The 20,976-nt window shown below is 45.7% G+C and carries 15 protein-coding genes; 9 read left to right on the top strand and 6 right to left on the bottom strand.

All coding sequences use genetic code 11. The features are described 5' to 3' along the window. The first annotated feature begins 2 nt into the window (after positions 1–2). Positions 3–1,574 carry an arylsulfatase gene (locus J8L84_RS04250; RefSeq protein WP_211069604.1) on the top strand — a complete coding sequence of 524 codons (1,572 nt, stop codon included), beginning with the start codon at positions 3–5 and terminating at the stop codon, positions 1,572–1,574. A 148-nt stretch (positions 1,575–1,722) separates the two neighbouring features. Here the strand turns inward: J8L84_RS04250 and J8L84_RS04255 are convergent, their stop codons facing one another. Further along, the gene (locus tag J8L84_RS04255; RefSeq protein WP_211069605.1) at positions 1,723–2,604 is read right to left on the bottom strand and encodes an AraC family transcriptional regulator; all 882 of its coding nucleotides are present in this window, start codon (positions 2,602–2,604) and stop codon (positions 1,723–1,725) included. Positions 2,605–2,773: 169 nt separating this feature from the next. On the opposite strand from J8L84_RS04255, the gene J8L84_RS04260 reads away from it, so the two are divergent. From J8L84_RS04260 to J8L84_RS04275, 4 genes are read left to right on the top strand one after another with little or no spacing between them, the layout of a single operon-like run. Next, positions 2,774–4,174, top strand: a complete 1,401-nt coding sequence (locus J8L84_RS04260) for a c-type cytochrome domain-containing protein (RefSeq protein WP_211069606.1) — start codon at positions 2,774–2,776, stop codon at positions 4,172–4,174. Further along, positions 4,174–5,415 (top strand): 6-bladed beta-propeller, encoded by a 1,242-nt coding sequence (locus J8L84_RS04265; RefSeq protein ID WP_211069695.1) that lies wholly within the window; start codon positions 4,174–4,176, stop codon positions 5,413–5,415. The genes J8L84_RS04260 and J8L84_RS04265 overlap by 1 nt, the downstream gene beginning before the upstream one ends. A 9-nt stretch (positions 5,416–5,424) precedes the next feature. Beyond that, a complete protein-coding gene (locus tag J8L84_RS04270; protein ID WP_247670552.1) occupies positions 5,425–8,649 on the top strand; it encodes a DUF1553 domain-containing protein in 3,225 nt (1,074 codons plus the stop codon). Between the two features lie 9 nt (positions 8,650–8,658). Then, positions 8,659–10,077: a DUF1501 domain-containing protein gene (locus tag J8L84_RS04275; protein ID WP_211069607.1), complete on the top strand. Its 1,419-nt coding sequence runs from the start codon at positions 8,659–8,661 to the stop codon at positions 10,075–10,077. A gap of 64 nt (positions 10,078–10,141) precedes the next feature. On the opposite strand, the gene J8L84_RS20370 is transcribed toward J8L84_RS04275, so the two are convergent. The 4 genes from J8L84_RS20370 to J8L84_RS04290 all read right to left on the bottom strand — a co-directional run bounded on the left by J8L84_RS20370 (position 10,142) and on the right by J8L84_RS04290 (position 12,904). After that, complete coding sequence (locus J8L84_RS20370) at positions 10,142–10,321, bottom strand: hypothetical protein (protein ID WP_247670553.1); 180 nt, start codon at positions 10,319–10,321, stop codon at positions 10,142–10,144. A 102-nt stretch (positions 10,322–10,423) separates the two neighbouring features. Then, the gene (locus tag J8L84_RS20375; RefSeq protein WP_247670554.1) at positions 10,424–10,567 is read right to left on the bottom strand and encodes a hypothetical protein; all 144 of its coding nucleotides are present in this window, start codon (positions 10,565–10,567) and stop codon (positions 10,424–10,426) included. A gap of 24 nt (positions 10,568–10,591) precedes the next feature. Next, positions 10,592–11,509 carry a DUF1080 domain-containing protein gene (locus tag J8L84_RS04285; protein WP_211069608.1) on the bottom strand — a complete coding sequence of 306 codons (918 nt, stop codon included), beginning with the start codon at positions 11,507–11,509 and terminating at the stop codon, positions 10,592–10,594. Between the two features lie 42 nt (positions 11,510–11,551). Then, on the bottom strand, positions 11,552–12,904 hold the full coding sequence (locus tag J8L84_RS04290; protein WP_211069609.1) for a family 43 glycosylhydrolase: 1,353 nt from the start codon (positions 12,902–12,904) through the stop codon (positions 11,552–11,554). 690 nt (positions 12,905–13,594) lie between these two features. Here J8L84_RS04290 and J8L84_RS04295 point away from each other — a divergent pair. From J8L84_RS04295 to J8L84_RS04310, 4 genes are all read left to right on the top strand, one after another. After that, positions 13,595–17,257 carry a TonB-dependent receptor gene (locus J8L84_RS04295; RefSeq protein ID WP_211069610.1) on the top strand — a complete coding sequence of 1,221 codons (3,663 nt, stop codon included), beginning with the start codon at positions 13,595–13,597 and terminating at the stop codon, positions 17,255–17,257. Positions 17,258–17,331: 74 nt separating this feature from the next. Then, entirely contained in the window at positions 17,332–19,032 is a 1,701-nt protein-coding gene (locus J8L84_RS04300) for an Ig-like domain-containing protein (RefSeq protein WP_211069611.1), read from the top strand. A gap of 88 nt (positions 19,033–19,120) precedes the next feature. Further along, entirely contained in the window at positions 19,121–19,273 is a 153-nt protein-coding gene (locus J8L84_RS04305; protein WP_247670555.1) for a hypothetical protein, read from the top strand. A gap of 28 nt (positions 19,274–19,301) precedes the next feature. Continuing rightward, on the top strand, positions 19,302–19,970 hold the full coding sequence (locus J8L84_RS04310; RefSeq protein ID WP_211069612.1) for a putative glycoside hydrolase: 669 nt from the start codon (positions 19,302–19,304) through the stop codon (positions 19,968–19,970). A 109-nt stretch (positions 19,971–20,079) separates the two neighbouring features. Here the strand turns inward: J8L84_RS04310 and J8L84_RS04315 are convergent, their stop codons facing one another. Beyond that, a complete protein-coding gene (locus J8L84_RS04315) occupies positions 20,080–20,967 on the bottom strand; it encodes a family 16 glycosylhydrolase (protein WP_211069613.1) in 888 nt (295 codons plus the stop codon). Positions 20,968–20,976: the final 9 nt, after the last annotated feature.

Raw genomic sequence — 20,976 nt, forward strand, 5'->3', positions numbered from 1 at the left:
TCATGTCAGCCATCAATGGAAAAACGCTGCTCGTAAGTACTGCTTTTTTATTACTATGCGGCTTAGGCATCAGTGGAAAAGCCTATACCCGAACCCAAGTGCAGAGTGAAAGTGAAACAGTAAAAAATAAACCTAATATCGTTATTTTTTATGTGGACGATCTCGGTTACAACGATATTGGCGCTAATGGCGGTACCCTGGTAAGTACACCAAATATCGACCAACTCGCCAGCAAGGGTATCCGCTTCACTGACGCCCATAGCTCGTCAGCGACATGCACCCCTTCGCGCTATTCCTTGCTCACAGGGGAATACGCTTTTAGAAACAACGCAGCCGTACTGCCAGGTGACGCGCCTCTTATCATTAACGTGAATAAGTCAACCTTGCCCGATATGCTCAGCAAGGCCGGCTATACCAGTGCCATGGTAGGCAAATGGCACTTAGGGTTAGGTGACGGCGAGAGCCAAGTCGATTGGAATCAAGAAGTTAAACCCGGCCCACGACAGGTGGGCTTTGATTACAGCTTTATCCTGCCCTCAACCGGTGATCGCGTACCGTCTGTATACATGGAAAACGGCCGAGTGCAGAATTTAGATCCCATGGACCCGCTAAAAATAAGTTACGTGGAAAAGATTGGTCAGCGTCCCACAGGACGTGAAAACCCTGAATTATTGCGCCAGCAAGCTGATAATCAACACAGTGATACCATTATCAATGGCATCAGCCGGATCGGGTTTATGCAAGGGGGGAAATCCGCTGAATGGAAAGACGAAGAGTTCTACCAAGTCTTCACGAATAAAGCCAATCACTTCATCGAACAAAACGCGAAAAAGCCGTTTTTCTTGTTTTTCTCATTTCATGATATTCACGTACCACGTTTGCCTAACGAGCGCTTTTTAGGAAAAAGCCCTTTGGGTATTCGCGGTGATGCCATTATGCAAATGGACTGGATTACCGGACAGGTCGTAGCCAAACTAAAAGCAATCAACGCCCTAGACAACACGCTTATTATTTTTACCAGTGACAACGGGCCTGTGTTGAATGACGGCTATCAAGACGGTGCTGACAACACCTTGAGTCAGCATCAGCCTGGGGGTTTATATCGTGGTGGTAAATACAGCGCTTACGAAGCCGGCACGCGAGTTCCTACCATTGTGCATTACCCAGCGAAAGTGAAAGCTGGGGTGAGCGATGCTCTGGTCAGTCAAATTGATATTTACGCCTCTTTGGCATCTATGCTCGATATTGAACTAGATGACAAAGAAGCCATTGATAGCGAAGATTATCTAGCAACATGGTTAAACAGTGACACTGCAGGCAGAACTGAGCTGATTGAAGAGTCATACACGTTGGCACTTCGTACCGGTGACTGGAAATTCATTGCCCCCACAGATAAAACCAACCCTTGGATTGCCAGTGATAAACGCATTGAGTCAGGCATGTCCCCTACCCCACAATTATTTAACCTGAAGGACGATCCACAAGAGCAACATAACGTGTTTATCAAGCACCCAGACAAAGTCACTCAATATAGCCAGCGCATTGCAGATTTGGTTAAACGTGAAACGCGCTAATGTAAAATTTTGCGTGTATGGTTTCGAGTGTGATACCTATCCGATTGGTCTGTTAAATCAGCAGCATTAGCTTAATTAATGGATGACTAAATTAGCAAGGGGCACGCCAGTAATACGTCAACAACACACCTGCAATACTCTAGTATTCCTAACTAGGCTTCGGGGGAAAAGCGCGGATCGTGTACTCTTTGCGAAACGCGCTGGGCGTCACGCCCGTTTCCTTTTTGAACGTGCGAGAAAAATGAAAAATATCACAAAACCCGCAACGTTCAGCCACTCTATCAATACTGTCAGCCCCCAATAACAAACGCTGTTTCGCTAAAGCGATTTGCTTGTGCACCATATATCGTTTTGGAGATACATTAAACGCGGCTTTAAATTTTCGTGAAAAATGCTCAGGCGACATGTTTGCTGCCTCGGCAAGTGCGATCAAACTTGGTGGATTTGCGACGTGTTGATTGATAACGCTAAGGGATGAAACAAGCGCAGGGTGCAACAAATGTTTACGCTGCTGGGGCACATCATCAAAAATATGCATAAATGGCCGCAATAGGTTTAACAGTAAGCTCTGACGCTCTAGCACCGCGCTTGGGCGCATCGTCTGCATTGCTGTAATCAGCTCGTCAAACAAGGTGCTTACTACATCCGGATTAGTGCATTTCACTCTACACGGCTTACCGTATAGCATAAATAAATCCAATCCCTCATCAAGACTCGCCTGAAAGTGGGCCCACTTAAAGCCTAGCTTTCCTTGAGCTGAATGAGACAGTAACTGATAAGGCGGAATGAGGTATAAGTACCCTGGCTCCATAATGAGCACACGATCGCTAAAATGTAATTCGGCTACCCCAGACTCAACATAATAAATTCGATTGTAGTGATTAACGAACTGGCTACCGTTCCACTCTGCCCCTATTTGCATATCAAAGGCGGCATATACGTGAAAATGCACCTTGCTGAATAGCGCATCAGGCTGCAGGTTTTGCCACACAAACCCGCCCGAGCCAGTTTCAAATTGTTCAATTAACATTATCTATAATCACCTTAATACACAAAGAGGCTTGACTACACTCGCTGAAAAATATCGATTTCACTAGTGAAATATCAATTTCATACAAATATACATCAAGATTATCAATGGTGACACCTTTAACATCTGCGTAACATTGATTACATCTAAAATACACTTAAAGATAACTATGGATTTATTTCAATTCTTTGCGCGCTTTCATGTACTGGTGTTGCACTTGCCTATCGGTATTCTCATGTTGGCAGCCTTGGTAGAGATGGTCATTCGTTTTAAAGGCCAAGCACGAAGTGCACTGCTCAACATAGTTTGGTTCTGGGGTGCCGCTTCAGCTGTTGCGGCTTGCGTACTGGGCTGGATGTTGTCTCAAGCCGATGGCTACAGTGCAGAGGCCATCTTTATACATCGTAGTTTTGGCATATCCGTGGCGATTACCGCTTGGATTTGCTGGTGGGTATTTAAACGTAACAGCCCAAAGATAGTGATTTATACCTTATCGAGTATTGTATTGGGGCTGTTATTTTCTACTGGCCATTACGGCGCCAATATGACCCACGGTGAAACCTATTTAGTCGAGTACGCACCGAACCCGATTCGCCAAATAGCAGGTTTTGAACCACATAAAGCGCCCAGAGCACCAATCACCAGCCTTGCTCAAGCAGATGTATATTTAGATGTCATTTCCCCTATGTTTGAAAAACGCTGTGCCAGCTGCCACAACGACAGCAAACAAAAAGGCGGTCTCAGCCTTGCCTCATTTGAAAGCCTGAAAAAAGGCGGAAAAAGTGGTGATACCGTCGTCGCAGGTAAGCCTGAACTCAGTGAACTTTATCAGCGCGTAACCCTCGATCACGACGAAAAAGGATATATGCCAGCAGAAGGCAAGAAGCCCCTTAGCGTAGAGGAAATTGAAGTGATTAAATGGTGGATAGCCACAGGTATTCCTCATCAAGGCCCTGTGACTGATTTTGTGCAAAACAAAGAGCAAAAAACCTTACTCACTGACCTGCTGGCCATTAACCCAAATTCTTTAGCGGACATTGAGCCTATTAGCGACGAGCAAGCCCAACAGTTAGTCAATGCTGGCTTTGTGGTTAAGCAAATTGGCCAGCAGTCCAACTACTTAGACCTCGACATGTCTATTTCGCCATTGCCACTTTCTGCCGACACGTTAGCCCTACTAACTGAGGTGAAATCCCATGTGCTGTATTTGAATATTGCTAAGAAAGACGTGACCAAGAGCCACATGGAAGCGATTGCCCAATTGCCTAATTTGCAAAAACTGCGTTTAGAGCACTCAACGGTAACCACCCGCTCTCTGGCTCCTCTGAAACAAGCCGCTAATTTGTATTACCTCAATCTTTACGCCACCGAAGTAGATAACGATGTACTGCCAATGCTCAACGAATTTGCCGCATTGCAACAAGTGTACTTGTCAGCCAGCAAGGTCGATGCGGAGGCATTTGCTCGTCACTCTCCAAACAGTGACACCAAGATGTATTACAGCACGGTCGCAAGCAACGACGCCAACATTGTCCAAAACAATAAACACGGATCGAAAGTGGAAAAATGATGCAAAACACGAAACTGAACACCACAGAAACAGCGCGCTCTCATTCAGCCCTTGATTCGGCCTGTCACTCAGCGCTTGACGCTCCCAAGGTAGATACAAGTAAGCGCCAGTTCTTACAAGGTGGCGCAACACTCGGTAGCGCATTGCTATTAGCCGGCATGTCGTCTCCTACCCATGCTCATGAACCTGAGAAAAAGCAGCTGCCCAAAGCAGGGCGTTCACCTCACGGTAGCATCGTTGGCCACGGCGACTTTCAATATAAAGTGGACTACAACTGGGGCAGATTAGATCCTCACAAAGTGCCCGTTGAAAACAGTCACGGTCTGGCCATCGACTCTAAAGGGCGAATCATTATGGTCACCGATAGCGACGTAAATAACTTCGTGGTGTACAACAAAGACGGCAAATTGCTCGACGCTTGGGGCACACAATACCCCGGGGCGCATTCCGTTAAAATTTCTCATGAAAATGGCGAAGACTTTATCTATATCGTTGATTGCGGATGGGTGCTTGATCGCAACCGCCCTGACGATCAATGGAAAAATAAATGGTATCCACAAAGTGGCTTTATCGCCAAGCTAACGATAGACGGAAAACTGGTTTACACCATAGGCCACCCCGTCACTATAGGTATTTATACCCCAGACATGCGCTATCAACCGACCGATCTCACCGTCGCCCCTAACGGAGACTTGTACGTCACCGATGGCTACGGATCAGATTTTGTTATCCACTACGATAGCAATGGTAAATATCTGCGCCACTGGGGAGGCACGAAAAACGCCGATAAATCACTGAACTTGGTCAATACCCATGGTATTGGAGTGGACACACGTGACCCAAATAATCACCACTTACTTGTTAGCTCAAGGGGCGAACAAGCTATCAAAAAGTATTCAATGGACGGAAAGTTGCTCGGAGATATTCATTTACCTGGGGCCTATGTAGGCGGTCCTGTGTTCAAAGGTGAGTATTTTTATGTCCCTGTTTGCTGGTCGCACATAGACGCAAAGATGGCTCCTAACTCCGGTTTTATCACCATACTCGATAAAAACAACCGTGTGGTCTCTAACCCCGGCGGTTTAGCACCTGAGTATGTCAATGCTCAGCTACAGCCTATGCAAACCAACTATCAAGTTTTTAATCACTGTCATGCTGTGTGTGTAGATGATGACGAAAATCTGTATGTGGGCCAGTGGAATGCCAATCAGATGTACCCCATTAAATTAGAACGCGTGTAGGTCAAAGCCATGAAAATTCATTTTCCCCTTATCACTACTATTATTGTTGGTATGCCCGTGGCAATGCTCGTCGCGGGTTGCAACGACGATGCAAGCGATGTGGCATTTAAAGAGCCACTGCCTGACGTGGTCGATTTTAACTACCATGTTAAGCCGATCCTGTCAGATACCTGTTATTTGTGTCACGGCCCGGATATAGCCAACGCCAAAGCAGGCTTAAGCCTGTCTAATTTTGACAGTGCCACCAGCCACAAGACCGATGACGGACTGGCCGCCTTGGTCGCAGGTTCAGCCAAAAACAGTGCTGCCTATCGTCGTATCATGTCTGATGACGAAAATATGGTTATGCCGCCACCTGAGTCAAACCTATCGCTGTCTCCCAGGGAAAAAGCACTCATCGGAAAATGGATAGATCAAGGTGCTGAATACAAAAAACACTGGTCTTTTATCGCCCCAGAAAAAACAACCTTGCCGACACCCGCCAACTCAGACTGGGCGGCAAACCCAGTGGATAATTTCATACTGAAAGCCATCGAGGATAAAGGCTTAACGGTCAGTCCTCGTGCTGACAAAGAAACACTGATACGCCGAGTCACCTTCGATCTTACTGGCTTGCCTCCCACTTTAGAGGAAATCGATGCGTTTCTTGCTGACACCAGCCCTGACGCCTATCAGCAAGTGGTAAAACGGTTACTTGCCACCCCTGCATTTGGTGAGCGCTTAGCAACAGAGTGGCTAGATGTTGCGCGCTACGCTGATACCCATGGATACAGCACAGACTTTTACCGAGACATGTCTCCCTATCGTGATTGGGTCATCCAAGCATTTAATCAAAACATGCCATTCGATGAATTTGTTACCTGGCAGCTTGCCGGCGACTTGCTACCTGACCCAACAAAAGAGCAAGTGCTCGCCACGGCCTTCAACCGTATCCATGCGCAAAATGGCGAGGGCGGGATCGTTAACGAAGAATTCAGAGTGGAGTACGTGAAAGATCGGGTGCAAACCGTAGGCACCGGCTTACTGGGTTTGACCATGCACTGCGCCCAATGTCACGACCATAAATACGACCCTATATCTGCCAAAGAGTATTACGCCACGACAGCATTTTTTAACAATATCGAAGAGTCAGGGCAAATATCCTACGATGCCAACGATATGCCTGTCCCCACCTTGCTATTACCTACTGACACGCAACAAGCGCAGCTTGAACGCATCACGACACAAATGAATGCCCTAACCCAGCAGATGGACTCTCGTCACAGCGTCGACAACAACGCCTTCAAACAGTGGGTAAACAGTAATATATCCTCTGACGCCCGAGACATTAACCAAACCCTGCAGGCCTACTTTCCTTTGTCTTCCTCTGATAGTAACGACAACATCAGCAACCAAATCAACAAAGATGCCCCCGGCAAGGTTATCTTTGGCTCTGACCCGAAAAAGAAAGTGGGCGATGCGATGGTGCATATAAAAGACGATGGCCGAGAAGCAATCGTCCTAAATGGCGACGATCCTCTTTACTTTCCAACCGTAAACGGCTTCGAGCGCGCGAAACGCTTTAGCATTAGCTTAGATACCAAAGTGCCTGACTCGTTAGAAGAAGGGGTCCTGTTTCATTACAACAAAGCCGGTATTCTTTATAATTTTAAAGGCTTTGATGTTTCAATACAGGACGGACGCTGGCTGGTGCGTTTTGCCCATACTTACCCATTTAACGCCATTACATTAACCTCAACCGAAGAGGTAACACGCAATCGGTGGCAAAATATCACTCTGACCTACGACGGCTCTTCAAAAGCCGCTGGTGTACATTTTTATATCGACGGCCAACCACTAAAAATGCAGGTTGAGAAAGACAATCTATACAAAGATTTCAAACACACACATGAAGGCGTGCTAAAAGAAATGGGCCTAAAAATTGGGGCCAGATGGCGTAGTCGAGGCACACCTGACACGTTAGTCGATAACCTGCGGGTCTACAGCGCTGACTTGACACATGTTGAAGTTGCTAAAGCGTTTGGCGCTCAGAAACGTGAATCTGACTTTGACCAGCAAGATTTATTGGCCTTATACAATCACAGGTACAACAGTGCATTTCAGCGAGACATTGCTCACCTATCCGAGTTACGGGCCGAGCACAGTGGTTTAGCTGAGCGGATTCAAGAGATTATGGTCATGAAAGAAGGCCCTAATCCTAAGCAAGCCTACGTACTGAACCGTGGAAGCTATGCAGAGCATGGGGAGCCAGTAGAACCCGGTGTACCTGAGACGGTTCTACCGTTTGATAAAAGTTTACCTAAAAATCGTTTGGGATTAGCCAAGTGGCTAACGGATGCTAAAAATCCACTGGTGTCTCGGGTTGTGGTTAACCGCTATTGGCAGATGATTTATGGCCAAGGTTTGGTGACCACGCCAGAAGACTTTGGCAGCCAAGGCAAGCTGCCGTCACACCCGGAATTACTCGACTGGCTTGCAGTGGAATTCATCGAATCTGGGTGGAACGTTAAGCAGCTCATCGCGTTGATGGTCAACTCATCGACTTACACTCAATCATCCAAGGGGTCCCCTGAGCTAAAAGAGCTAGACCCAGAGAATACGCTACTGGCTCGCGGCCCAAGTGCTCGTTTAACAGCTGAAATGATACGTGATAATGCACTGGCCAGTAGCGGTTTATTAGTCGAGCAGGTGGGCGGGAAAAGCGTACACCCTTATCAGCCTAATGGTATTTGGCGAATGAACAACATGGATTACGTGCAAGGTTCTGGGCAAGATTTGTATCGCCGCTCCATGTACACCATATACAAGCGCAGCGTTCCTCCACCCAATATGACCGCCTTTGATGCTCCGTCCCGGGCGCACAGTGTGGGGGTTAGGCAAGCAACCAGCACCCCATTGCAAGCGCTGGCGTTATTAAACGACCCACAAATTATTGAGGCATCTCGTGTGTTAGCACAAAACGTACTAAGCGACACCTCAAATACCGAGGAACAACTTAAGAAAGTATATCGTTTACTGACCAGTCGTATGCCAAGCGAAGCAGAGCAGGCTCTGATCCTAGAAATGTATAGCGAGATTGAGCAAAGCTTTAGCCAAACACCTGAGAAAGCAGCCGAATTTCTATCTGTGGGTGAAACCCCTGCCAATAGTGAGCTTAATGAAATTAAGCTGGCTGCATTGGGCACAGTGACCAATATGTTAATTAACCACGACGCTAGCGTCATTAAACGTTAGGAGCCGAACATGACAAACAGACGAGATTTTTTAAAAGGTACGATGCAGGGTTTGGCCGCTGGGGCAATGGCCAGCGCCATTCCTAATTTCGCCCAAGCACGAGACCTTAACCCTGGCTTAAATGGTATTTTGGGCTCTCCTCATAAACCGGCCAAAGCAAAACGGGTTATCTACTTATTTCAAAGCGGCGGACCATCGCAGCTAGAAACCTTTGACTACAAACCCACGTTAGACAAACGCCACGGTCAGCAACTGCCAGCAGAAGTAAGAGGCGATCAAGTATTAACGGGCATGAGTGCGCAGCAAAGCTCCCTGCCCCTAGCTCGCTCAGTGTTCGACTTTAAACAATATGGCGAATCTGGGGCTTGGGTGAGTGAGCTATTACCCCACACGGCCAAAATTGTTGATGACTTGTGTATCGTGCGCTCAATGCACACAGATGCTATCAACCACGATCCTGCAATTACCTTCTTACAAACAGGATTCCCTATCGCTGGTCGCCCCAGTATAGGCGCTTGGTTAAGCTATGCGCTAGGCTCCGACAACCCCAATTTACCGCCTTTCATCGTCATGGTATCAACCAATGCCGGCGGCCAGCCTCTATATTCGCGCCTGTGGGGAAATGGCTTTTTGCCATCCATCCATCAAGGTGTTCAATTTAGAGGTGGAGCAGACCCAGTACTTTATTTAAACAACCCGCCGGGCTTAGACGTGAAGAACCGCTCGAAGCTAATGGATAAATTCAAACAGCTGCAAGATGCACAATATCAACAGTGGCAAGATGAAGAGATTATATCACGGGCCGCGCAATACGATATGGCTGAGCGCATGCAAAAGTCAGTACCTGATGCCACTGATTTCAGCGATGAGCCTGATTGGGTTTTTGATATGTATGGGCCTGACTCACGCAAACCGGGCACTTACGCAGCTAACTGTCTTTTGGCTAGGCGCTTAGCTGAGCGCAATGTTAAATTTACTCAGCTTTATCATCAGGGCTGGGATCAACACGATAACCTGCCTGGCGGCATTAAAGCCCAGTGTGAAAAGACCGATCAGGCTTCTGCAGCGCTGGTGACAGATTTGAAACAACGCGGACTACTAGACGATACCCTAGTGGTTTGGGGAGGCGAGTTTGGCCGCACGAATTACTCTCAAGGCAAGCTGACAGAAACCAATTATGGCCGTGACCATCATCCTGGCTGCTTTACCATGTGGATGGCGGGGGGCGGCATTAAGCCGGGTATATACGGTGAAACGGACGAATTCGGCTACAATATCATCAAAGATCCCGTGCATGTGCATGACTTTCAAGCCACATTAATGCATCTCATGGGGGTTGAGCATGAAAAGCTCACGTACAAGTATCAAGGCAGACGCTTTCGTTTAACCGATGTGCACGGCAAGGTAATGAAGAACTTGTTAATCTAATCGTTAGCTCTATCAGTGCGTAAAAAAGGCCACTACACGTGGCCTTTATCATATGAAGCCTGAATTAGAAATTGTAGCGAGCGGAAATACCGAACAAATCTACGTCATCAGCAAGAGTGTAAAAGGTACCAGCGGACACCCCGTATCCGTTGTCGTCAAAATTATCTTCAGCAAAGCCAGCGTCAATTGACACATCTGCATACTCATAGCTTAGCGCTGCGATAAAATCAGTATTTGCGGTCACGCCGTGGCGATAACCGATGTCGACTGAGGTTTATTCTAGATCAACGTCCACACCCATTTCCTCTTCGCTGCATAAAGAGTAGGCACCTAATACAAAGAAGTTTTAACCCAACGACTTGAAGCCTCTTAATTCAACCCCTTTAGGCTCAAAGTCAGCTGCATCTTCAAGAATAGCTTGATCATAGTTACCTTGAACAAAATCCCAAGAAGGTGAGGCTGCGAATGCGTTTGCACAAACCAAACTCATCGCGGATGCAAGCAAAAGTGCGGTTCATAAGTGTGCTTCGCGCACGATGTGATTAGGAAATGCATTAATTGGGCGTATTTTTATATCTCGAAAAAACACCTCTGCGCCTTCAGATTGCAACTGTAGCTGCCCTGATGTTAATGGGTTTCCTTGCTCGTTAATAGAGTCCGCCACAACCATGACCACCTCGCCATTAATAACAAACACAGCGCTGTCGGCCAACGCGTAAAGCTCTACCGTATTCCAGTTGCCATGTTGATAATCTGGCTCTAAATGCGCATGACTATAACCCCCAACCTGATTCCACTCTTGGCTATTGGGGTCATAAAATTGTTGACCATCTTTATAAGTTGAGCGAATTTTCCCTCCTGGGCCAGCAAGGGGAATGTAGTCACCAAAATCACTTTCTTGAATTTGTAACTCTTGGCATGCCTTCCACACTTTCCAAAATGCACCATGCTCACCTTGGCAATGAAATAGCAGACCACTGTCACGTTTGGCTTCAAGCCTAGGCGCCCATTTTTTATCCCCCCACTTCACTTGTAAGCTCAAGTGGTAGTTTTTAAAGTTTAACTTGCTGGTTAAACCACCATAAATTTCACCGCTCACGCGCAACACGGGTTGCTGCTGCTCTTGGCTAACGGAAAATACACTTTTCACATCGGCATTGAGCCCCATGGCATCACTTGGGTCTCCGTTTACGTTTAAGTTGTCAGCTTGGTGCGTTCCATCAGGTAATCCGTTTACCGACGAATGAGGCACACCCATCCAAACATTCCATTGAGACAATTCGCTATCGAGTAAGTAACGCCATTGACTATCTGGTGTCTGCTCAGCCGTATCATCCGTAGGGGAACATGCACTTAACAGCAACACAGAACAGACGGCTCCAAACCGGCAGAGTTGATAACCAACACGTGACGAGTGAAATAAAGTATTCATTTTGGATTTACCTTTTTTAGGCACTCAAGGCATTTGTGAGCGCTATTTAAAGCTCACCCAGTCAATGTTAAATAAGTGGCCTTGTTCGGCGCCTTTAAACACAAATGAGAGATTATTAACCCCAGTTAGCTTGGTGTTGACTGGCGCTTCAAATACTTGCCATTTATCCCAACCACCCGTGCTGCTGATTGGCACTTGAGCAATAACTTCACCTTCGGGGCCACCTAAGCGCACCTCGACCGTGCCCCCTTGCGTTTTCGAAGCCGCTCGAACGACGATTTTCTTAGCTTGGCCTTGCTCAAAATCAACACGCTCATAGTTTAACCATGCGCCATTTTCTATCCAATCAACTTGCCAATTCGCTGGTAAGGCTCCTCCAGTCACTTTTGAGACTTTGACTCCCGTATCAGACAACATACTGTATCTGTCGATCTGTAATTTTGCCGTCGCCAATGGGGTGCCAATTCCTCGCTCAGTGGGGGTAATCGGTTGAATATAACCGCTACTGTCAAAAAATAATCTGTCGGCTCGCATCGAGCGCAAATGTTGATTTTGGCTTATTTGGTGATGGTGATAAAACACGTACCACTGGTTTTCGTATTCCACAACAGAGTGGTGATTGGTCCAAATACCATCACGCCAACGTTGCATGAACATGCCTTGATATTCGAAGGGCCCTAAGGGGCTGTCACCCACCGCATAAGCCAACTCTTCAGAGCCGCTAGGGGAATGAGGAAAAGTAAAATAATACACGCCATCGCGCTTAAATAAGAAAGGCCCTTCTTTATACTTAGACGGCAGCCCTGCAATTTCCTTAGGCTCGCTCGCTAACTCAACCATGTTTGGCTTAAGCTTGGCCACATAGAGTTTCTCACCTCCACCGAAGTACAAGTAAGCTTGACCGTCGTCATCAATAAACACATTAGGATCAATCCCACTGACGCCTGCTATATAGTCATCCATTACGCTAAATGGCCCTGCAGGAGACTGCGCCGTAGCAACACCAATTCGCCTAAACCCGCTTTCGTCTAGTGGAATATCAGGGAAGTAAAAATAGTATGTACCGTCTTTCTCAACGACATCGGGTGCCCACATGCCAAAGCCATCTTTTTTCCCCCAAGGCACATCGGTCTGGTCAACTATAGTGCCGTGGTCTTGCCAATCGTGAAGATTGCTTGAAGAAAATACGTTATAGCTGGGCATACAAAAACCGTTATTGCCAAACCCCTCTTCACAAACCACGTCTGTTGAAGGGTAAACATAGACTTTGTTTTCAAATACCCGAGCAGTAGGATCTGCAGTGAACATATGAGTAACGAGCGGATTATCCGCTAGGGCGGAGCTAGACAGACAACATAAACCTAGAAGCTGTAATTTAAAACGACCTGTGAGCATAATCTTTGACTTACTGCTAAAATGTATATTTGAATATACATTTTCATATATACACTTGCAATGCCATTTTATACGTTTGCCACGGGTATTTTTTAGACTTTAGTATAAGAGAAGAATCAAAACGGGCAAATAAACCTACCAATGTCGCTCAATAGACATAAGAAGTGTATTCAATATAACTGCTTAACACGTTATTTGGCTTTCTATAAAATCTACATAACTGTCTATATTCAGCCTTTAGCCGACATAATTGATTTAGCTCAAAGCGTCGTTCTCACGCAGTGGCAACAGTTACTTGTAACTAATTTGTTACATTGAAATTTATAATTACTAGGTTATAGCCTGTATTATGCATAAATTCTAAGAACCAACAGATATTATCACCGGCGAATAAGCCTTAAAAAATCAACCTAATTAACAACAACTTAGAACAAATGAACTAAATAATATCTGGTATGATAAAAGAATAAATGTTTGAGCACACGTAATTACATTGATAAAACTCCTGATTTACATGTGAATTATCTTTACATAAAAGAAACATCTAAATATACTCATCAACATATAAAAATAGCATTTTATATATAATACTAAAAACACATACATTTAGTGATACTAGGCTGAAACCGAGTCAGATTGCCTTACGGATCTCACCCCTACACAGTCGGTATTTAACAGGAGAACTTATAAATGTCTGCAAGTTTCAAATTAAAGCCACTCGTCCTCGCGATGATGCCTCTTTTATTTGCTTCCAACTCTGCAACTGTATTTGCTCAAGATACCGATGCACAAGACACACCCAGTAGCGAAGAAGAGAAAGAGAAAGAGAAAAAGAAAAAAGCTGAAGAAGACTTAGAGATCATCGAAGTTTCAGGTTATAGAGGAAGCGTTATTCGCTCAATCAACGCCAAGAAATTCTCTGATGGTGTGCAAGATTCGATATTTGCAGAGGATATAGGTAAATCTACCGACCAGAACATTGCTGATGCTTTGTCTCGCGTTACTGGGGTGACAGTACAAGAAGCTGACGGCGAAGGTACGCGTATTTCCGTGCGCGGTGCAGGGGCGGCGTTAAACCAAATATCTCTCAATGGCGTGGCGTTAACATCTGGATTGAACGGTTCTGGGTCAAATCAGAGTGTGTCAGATGAAAGTGTCGATTTAAGTACGTTCTCATCCGACATTCTATCTTCTATAAACGTAATAAAAACTGCCGCAGCAGATCACGATGAAGGCTCATTAGGTGCCAACGTTATTCTAAAAACGTTCAAACCATTAAGCGTAGAAGAAGACCGCCGTTCTATTGAGGTACAAGGTCGGCATAACGAATACGCTGAAAAGAATAACTTTAAAGTAAGCGGTACGTTCTCAGAGAAGTTTTTTGATGACAATTTAGGCATTATCGTTACCGCTTCAAAAGAGACCCAAGATACACGCCGAGATTCATTAGGTGGCGATTGGATTTCCCCCTACAAAACAGCGCGAATTCGCGAAGGTGGGGCAACCAACTTAGATGGGGAAGTCATCACTGAAGAGCGTGATGCACTCATCGCCAATGGCCGCTCTTTCAATACGTTTGTAAATACGCGCGACCGCGATACGCTCACTATGGGCATTCAGTTTCTGCCGACTGACGTGACAGACGTGCAATTAGATTTAAGCTATTCAAAACAGACCTTTGAACAAGACTCTCATAGCATATACGTTACAACCCCAGATTTGTCTGTATTAGGTTCTGGCGTCACTAATTTTTACAATACTGAATTCAACGGGTCGGTTCCTGAAACCCAAGCGCATCTGGGCACGGTTTTTACCGATCCTCAGCAAGACTGGTGGATCCTTGATGAACAAAACAACACACTAGTAAAATCTATCAACCGTTTTGCTTCAGGTGGTTTTTCACGCCAACTATCTGGTAATGAAACCGAGAACAAGGTAGCTACCTTAAAAATCAATCATGAATTAACTGAAGATCTGCTGGTCGAGTTTACTGCAGGTTATTCGAGAACAGACTTTGAATCACTACCGAACGCCTCGGTCAGAACGCAAAACTGGAACAAAGTACCAATTCCTGATTTAGCTGAAGTTCCTATCGTCGATCCTGATGGTAACGCCGTGTTGCAACCCGTTGGTTTTGATTGCAGTACAGGGCAATGTGTATTGGTCACTGGCGATCAACCTGTATCATACGTTCCAACCAATGCTGGGGGAGCACAATCAAATATTTCTCCTACTGGGTTTAGTCCGTATGACTTAAACGCTAATCATTTGGGTGGTTTATCTCGCTACAACGAAGATCAAATCGATACCAATAAATCTGTATTTTTAGATTTTGATTGGGCGGTAGATTTTGTCGGCGTTAATAAGGTCGAGTTTGGCTTAAAATATTCTAGCCGTGATAAAGAGGTCTTTACTGACTACCAAGACTTCTCGAATACCGACGATATTGTATTGAACCCAGAAACCGGTGAGGTCATATCCGGTTTAGGCCAAGGCGATATCACAGTGGCTGATTTTACAGCAGGTACTGGCTTACCCGTTAGCGACTTCTTTGACGGCCTACTTGGCTCTAATGCCAGCGAATACAACACCAACTACCTTAATGGTTGGGCGATCCTTGACCCAGAAAAAGCGTTTGCTGAGCGATTCCAAATACCAAATTCGGTGTTAGTGAGTAATAATAATGGCGACCGAAAAATCACCCAAGACAACGTGTCTGCCTACGCTAAGCTAAACTTTGAGTACTTTGATTCAAAGCTCACTGGTAATATTGGTGTACGCTATGTAAAAACGGATAACACCTCAATTGGCAACTCAACGTTTAACTTTAATGGACAAAATGTTGCATTTGACCCTGTCGCGCTAATCTACGACAAACAACTGGCTAATACTTCATTGGCACCGTGCCCAGAGGCCGTGTTTATTGATGGTTCAGTGGTGAACGCCGACCCCAACATTTACCCGTGCTACGATGACGCCTTCTCAGGTATCGTCATCAATGAAGCAGGCGACTCGGTAGATCGCGGTTTTGCCGTCGAATACGATGCAAACGGCAATGTGGTCAGCCCAGTTGGGCAATTCCCGCAAAACGAACCTGTCACCAACAACTCTCGAAACTGGTACCAATTGCTTGACCACAGGGATACTTCAACCCAAAGCGCTAGCGCTCAAGCATTATTGGATGCGGGTTTAATCTCGTCTCTCAGAGAGGTTAACAACCGTGCATTTGCCGGCACCGGTGAAAACGAATCTGAAATTTGGTTGCCAAGTGCAAATTTAAACTATGCCATCAATGATGAATTAATAGCCCGATTTGCTGCCTCAAAAACCATGGCACGCCCTAGGTTTGACTCTCTTACGCCGGGCTTTAGCGCCAGTGAAGATCCATGGGGTGTTGATTCAAGTAGTATTCGTACTAACAACCCTAGACTTCAGCCTTTAACGTCGAACAACATCGATATTTCATTGGAGTGGTACTTCAACAAAGCAGGTTTGGTGTCGGTCGCCTTGTTTAGAAAAGACATGAAAAACTTCGAGGAGCGCGTCAGTGCTGAGGTTTATCTTAAGGATATTCGAACTGACTATGGGCTAGAGTCGATATCCCTCGACGAAATAGTCATCAACCCAGGGGCAGAAACCGAAGTGACTAACCCCAATGATGGCCGCGTAACCCAGGTCAACGAAGTTACACCGTTTAACAGTGACTGTTTGCCTTTCAGGGTCGTACAGGTGCAAATAGCTGATGTATTGCCTGTGGAATGTCGTAATTTCCAAGCCAGTGTATTGCGTAATGGTAAAGGCTCACTCACTCAGGGCTTAGAATTTTCCTACAACCAATCTTATGACTTTTTACCCGATTTTTGGTCTGGCCTTGGGGTTAACTTTAACTACACCTTTGCTGACTCAGAAAACGAATCAGACTTTGATGAAACTTTACAGCGTGTCGTGCAACCAGTACCCCAAGCATATACACCAAGGCACAGCGCCAATACAACCTTGTTCTGGGAGAAAAACGGACATCAACTTCGTTTAACCCATAGGTTTAATTCTGATCAATTCGTGGGTGAGGTAACCAATGGTAACGCTTGGCAAGATTCCACCACTAGGCTTGATTTTAGCGCAACTTACAAATGGGATGAGAACATCACGTTTACGTTCCATGCGCTGAATCTTACGGATGACATCACTCGCACGTACTTCACCTCTCGAGACCTGACCTTGAGAGATGCTGATGGCAACGTAACGGTATTGAGCGAAGGCAACGCACTGACGGGTGACGTTTATCAAGGACGAACCATCGCGGAGTACAAAACAGGTCGTCAATTCCGTGTGAGCGCCAGAGTGAATTTCTAACGTTCATAAATCGTATTGTCGCGCTTGTTTTAACCAATGGTTAAACGAGCGCCAAAAATTGGAGAATTAGTAAGATGTACATAAACTTACTTAAAAAATGTAGTTTAGGCTTAGCTGTATCTTTGGCGTTAACCGCATGCGGAGAAGGCGATGGCACGCAAGAATTATTTGGTGATGATGTTCCAGCTCCTCAGGTTGCACAAACTAGCCCAACACTGACCTTCAGTGAAGATGAAGTCACTACTGTGGATTTAACAGAAGGGGTCACTAACCCAGCTGATACACCGATATTTATTCGCAAACTCACCTACCTTGAAAAAGTCATAGACGAATTTGGTAATGAAATACCTGGCCCTGATGGCTTAGTGCAAAATCTCTACGTAGGCCCGCCTTTACCTAACAGAGCGGTCACCGCCACGTTAAATGAATTAACCATAGATGGCACTGCGTTTGAAGATGCACTTGTGCATCCCTACACGGTTGAACAAAGAGATGCATTAATTGCCGAAGTAAATGCGCAAAACAGGGAAATCGAAGCAAGTAACAATGCTGACGATGATGTAAGTAACGATGAGCCACTTATAGATGTGCCGCCACAACTATACTCCCAAGGTATTTATCGCTTCACTTACTCTGTTGATAATGGTTCAGATACACTACCTGAGGTGGAATTAACGATTACGGTCAATGGTGCCGAAGTCAAAGCACAAGAGATTAATTTAGTCAGTGATGCCAATGTCGAGGTAGCAAAAGGCTATACCGCACAAATCAACGCCAATTTGACGCCTGCAAACACCACCTATATCAACCCCGTGTTTACCAGTATGGACCCACAAGTGGCATCAGTGAGTCCCCAAGGCCTGATAACGGGCGTTGAACTGGGCTCATTTACGATCCTTGTTGCAAACCAAGATGGCACCTTAACGACAGAAGTGACGGGGGACGTCGTGCCATTAACGAACCCCACTGGCATTGCTATTATTGATGACGATGAGGCCGAATCACCCAATACCTTAGCCGCGGTCGAAGTTCAATTAGATACACCGCTAGATTTGGATTATCTGTTGTTGCCCGATACTGACGAAGTGGAATTTACCAATAATGTACTTTGGACGTCTTCTGATACAGACAAACTCACAGTGGATGAAGATGGGTTGGTTACACCGCTTGTGTACAATAACGCAGTGGATATGCAGGATGACAACAAAGTCATAGTAACGGCCATGATTGAAGACACCAACTTAAATTATGATACAGAGGTAACGATTGTTCCGGGCGCCAATCTAATGGCTAAAGGTAAGCGTGAGTTCTCATCAGAAGATGCCCTCGGCCCTGACTTCCTGTTTGCTAGAACAGACGCAGGCCAAGTTAACCTTGGGGTAATAGAGTTGCGTGATGATGCTAACGCTATTGATGGTCAAAGCTTGTACGTTAACTCTATGGGTGGTAATGGTGTAAAAGCGCAATTTTCGCCTAAGGCGTTTGCCCATGCAGGTGTCGATACTTCTGTCGCCCACGAAGTGAGCTTTGATGTTCGCGTCATACAAGGTAGCGCCATTCAGGTCTACTTCCAGTCTCCTGGTGTGATCAATTGGCAGACCACAGTGCTAAATGTGACACCAGAGCAAGTAGCCAATGGTGAAGTTGTGCGCTTTACCCACAGGTTTAACAGTCCTGGCGAGAGTCGCAACGATGGCAGTTTTTACTTTAACTTCCATGTTGAGCCCAGCGTAGAAGCGTACATTGACAACTTGTCTTACGAGAATGTCGAATAAGCGTTAAGTAACACTTATAAAGCCCCGTTTGTCGGGGCTTTGTCGGTAACACGTTTCATGTTTTTCACGTAAAAGAGGTTGGTTTCAAGTGTTGGTAGGGCAAGGCTACTTAGCGGACTATTTCGCCTTTTCAGACAAACAGTTCGATGCGCAGCAAGCTGAGCCGTTCTTCAATAACGTGAAACTCGCCATACTGTCAGAAGTCGCCCGCTTAGCACCACATCAGTCCTACCTCCAATAGTACCTCAGAAAAATAACAAGGTGGCTTTATGCAAAACACAAAAAAATCATACACGCGACACACATTAGCACTCGTCTTAACCGGCTTGTTTACCGCTCAAGCATTCAGCTTTGGTACCGATCCTGTGTCTAGTTACTTGACACAAGGCAAGGCCGTGGGTAATTGGACGGCGTCGATAGGTAATGGCTTGAATTACTATATTCCCTTGGAGGATCAACAAGCCGCCACGGCTAGGGGGAACTTATCGGTCCGCCCAGCACAGCAAAATACCAAGGGGGACGCGCTGAACCTAAAGTGGAAGGGCCGGAAAGTGAAAAATGAATGGGGTGGCAACGCGCTCTACGACAGCACCTTCAGCTTAGGAAGAAGCAATGCGGATATATCGTCGGTGAAAGAAATAGCAGCATTAGTGCTTAATATAAAGGTGCTACGGGCACCGAATGCGTTAACTAAGCTCACGATGCAATGTAATAACTCAAATAAATGTATCGGTGAGCTGCCCATTAATATGGCGCTGGGGAAATTACAAAAAGACCAATGGCTGAATGTGCCCATACCGTTAAGTTGTTTTGATAAATCTGGCCAGTTCGATTTTAGCAACGTCACCAGTATATCGATTGGCACCCAAGGCAAGATGGAAATTGAATTAGCGAATATTGGCTTAGCCCCGCTGCCTGAGGACGCTTCTGGTTGCTAGTGTTGCCGATTAACCTAAGTTGTTTTATCGGCAGTTTATCGCCAACAACAAAAGCACAATACTCGCAAAAAACACCTGTAAGTAAGGCTTGCTTACAGGGTACTGCCTATTATTGACGCTGTTGCCACACGCGCACGTATTTAACTCTATATTCTTCATCCGTACGGCTATCATCTGGTAAGGCTTTAAACCATTTGTTTGATTCATTATTAACGTTAATTGTCAGCGGCTGGTGCCAATGGGTATTTTCAACTTCTCGAAACATAAAGCCGTCAATAAAGAAGCGAATCACGTCTTCGTTCCATTCTAGCCCCCACACGTGATAATCCTTTTGAATCTCATCTGGGTGATAGTATTTCTTTGAATCAGAGAAATGTTTTTTGACATTCCCATGCTCCTTAGGCGAACGAAATACATGCAGGTTACTATTGATATCGTGACGCTGGCCCTCTACACAGGGGCAATTCTCTTGAATGTCGATTTCTGTCCACCACTCTTTGGTGCCCATGGTCAACCAGAACCCAGATACCCAAGGGGCATCCATTAACTTTGCTTCTGACTCAAAATAGCCGTACAGCACACGCTCTTTGGTTTTAATAAACCCTGACGAATGTGTATATCCTTCAGGTAATTCGGTATCCCCATGTTGATTAATAGTCATGACCAACTCGCCGCCTTCTAAGCGAGTATTGTCTTTATGAAAAAAGGTCGGCTCTCGTCCTTTCCAACCAGGGTTAGTTGGGTGCCAACGCTGGGTATCCAATATTTGACCATCGAATTCATCAGTTAACTGTGAATTTATAACCCACTTGCCCTTGTTGTTTTGATCCGACAAAGGGAACTGCTGATTTTGCCGCTGCACTAAATCGCTTTTTTGGATAATGGCCGTGTAACCAGGAGGCGGCACAGTTAACTCCTGTGCGGCACTCACGGTACACAATGTCAAATAAAGCCCGCTGACCATAGCCTTAATTATCGCTTTTAATGTTAGTTTCATGCTCAAAAC

It is taken from the genome of Alteromonas sp. MMG017, assembly GCF_018100795.1.
Classification (GTDB): Bacteria; Pseudomonadota; Gammaproteobacteria; order Enterobacterales; family Alteromonadaceae; genus Alteromonas.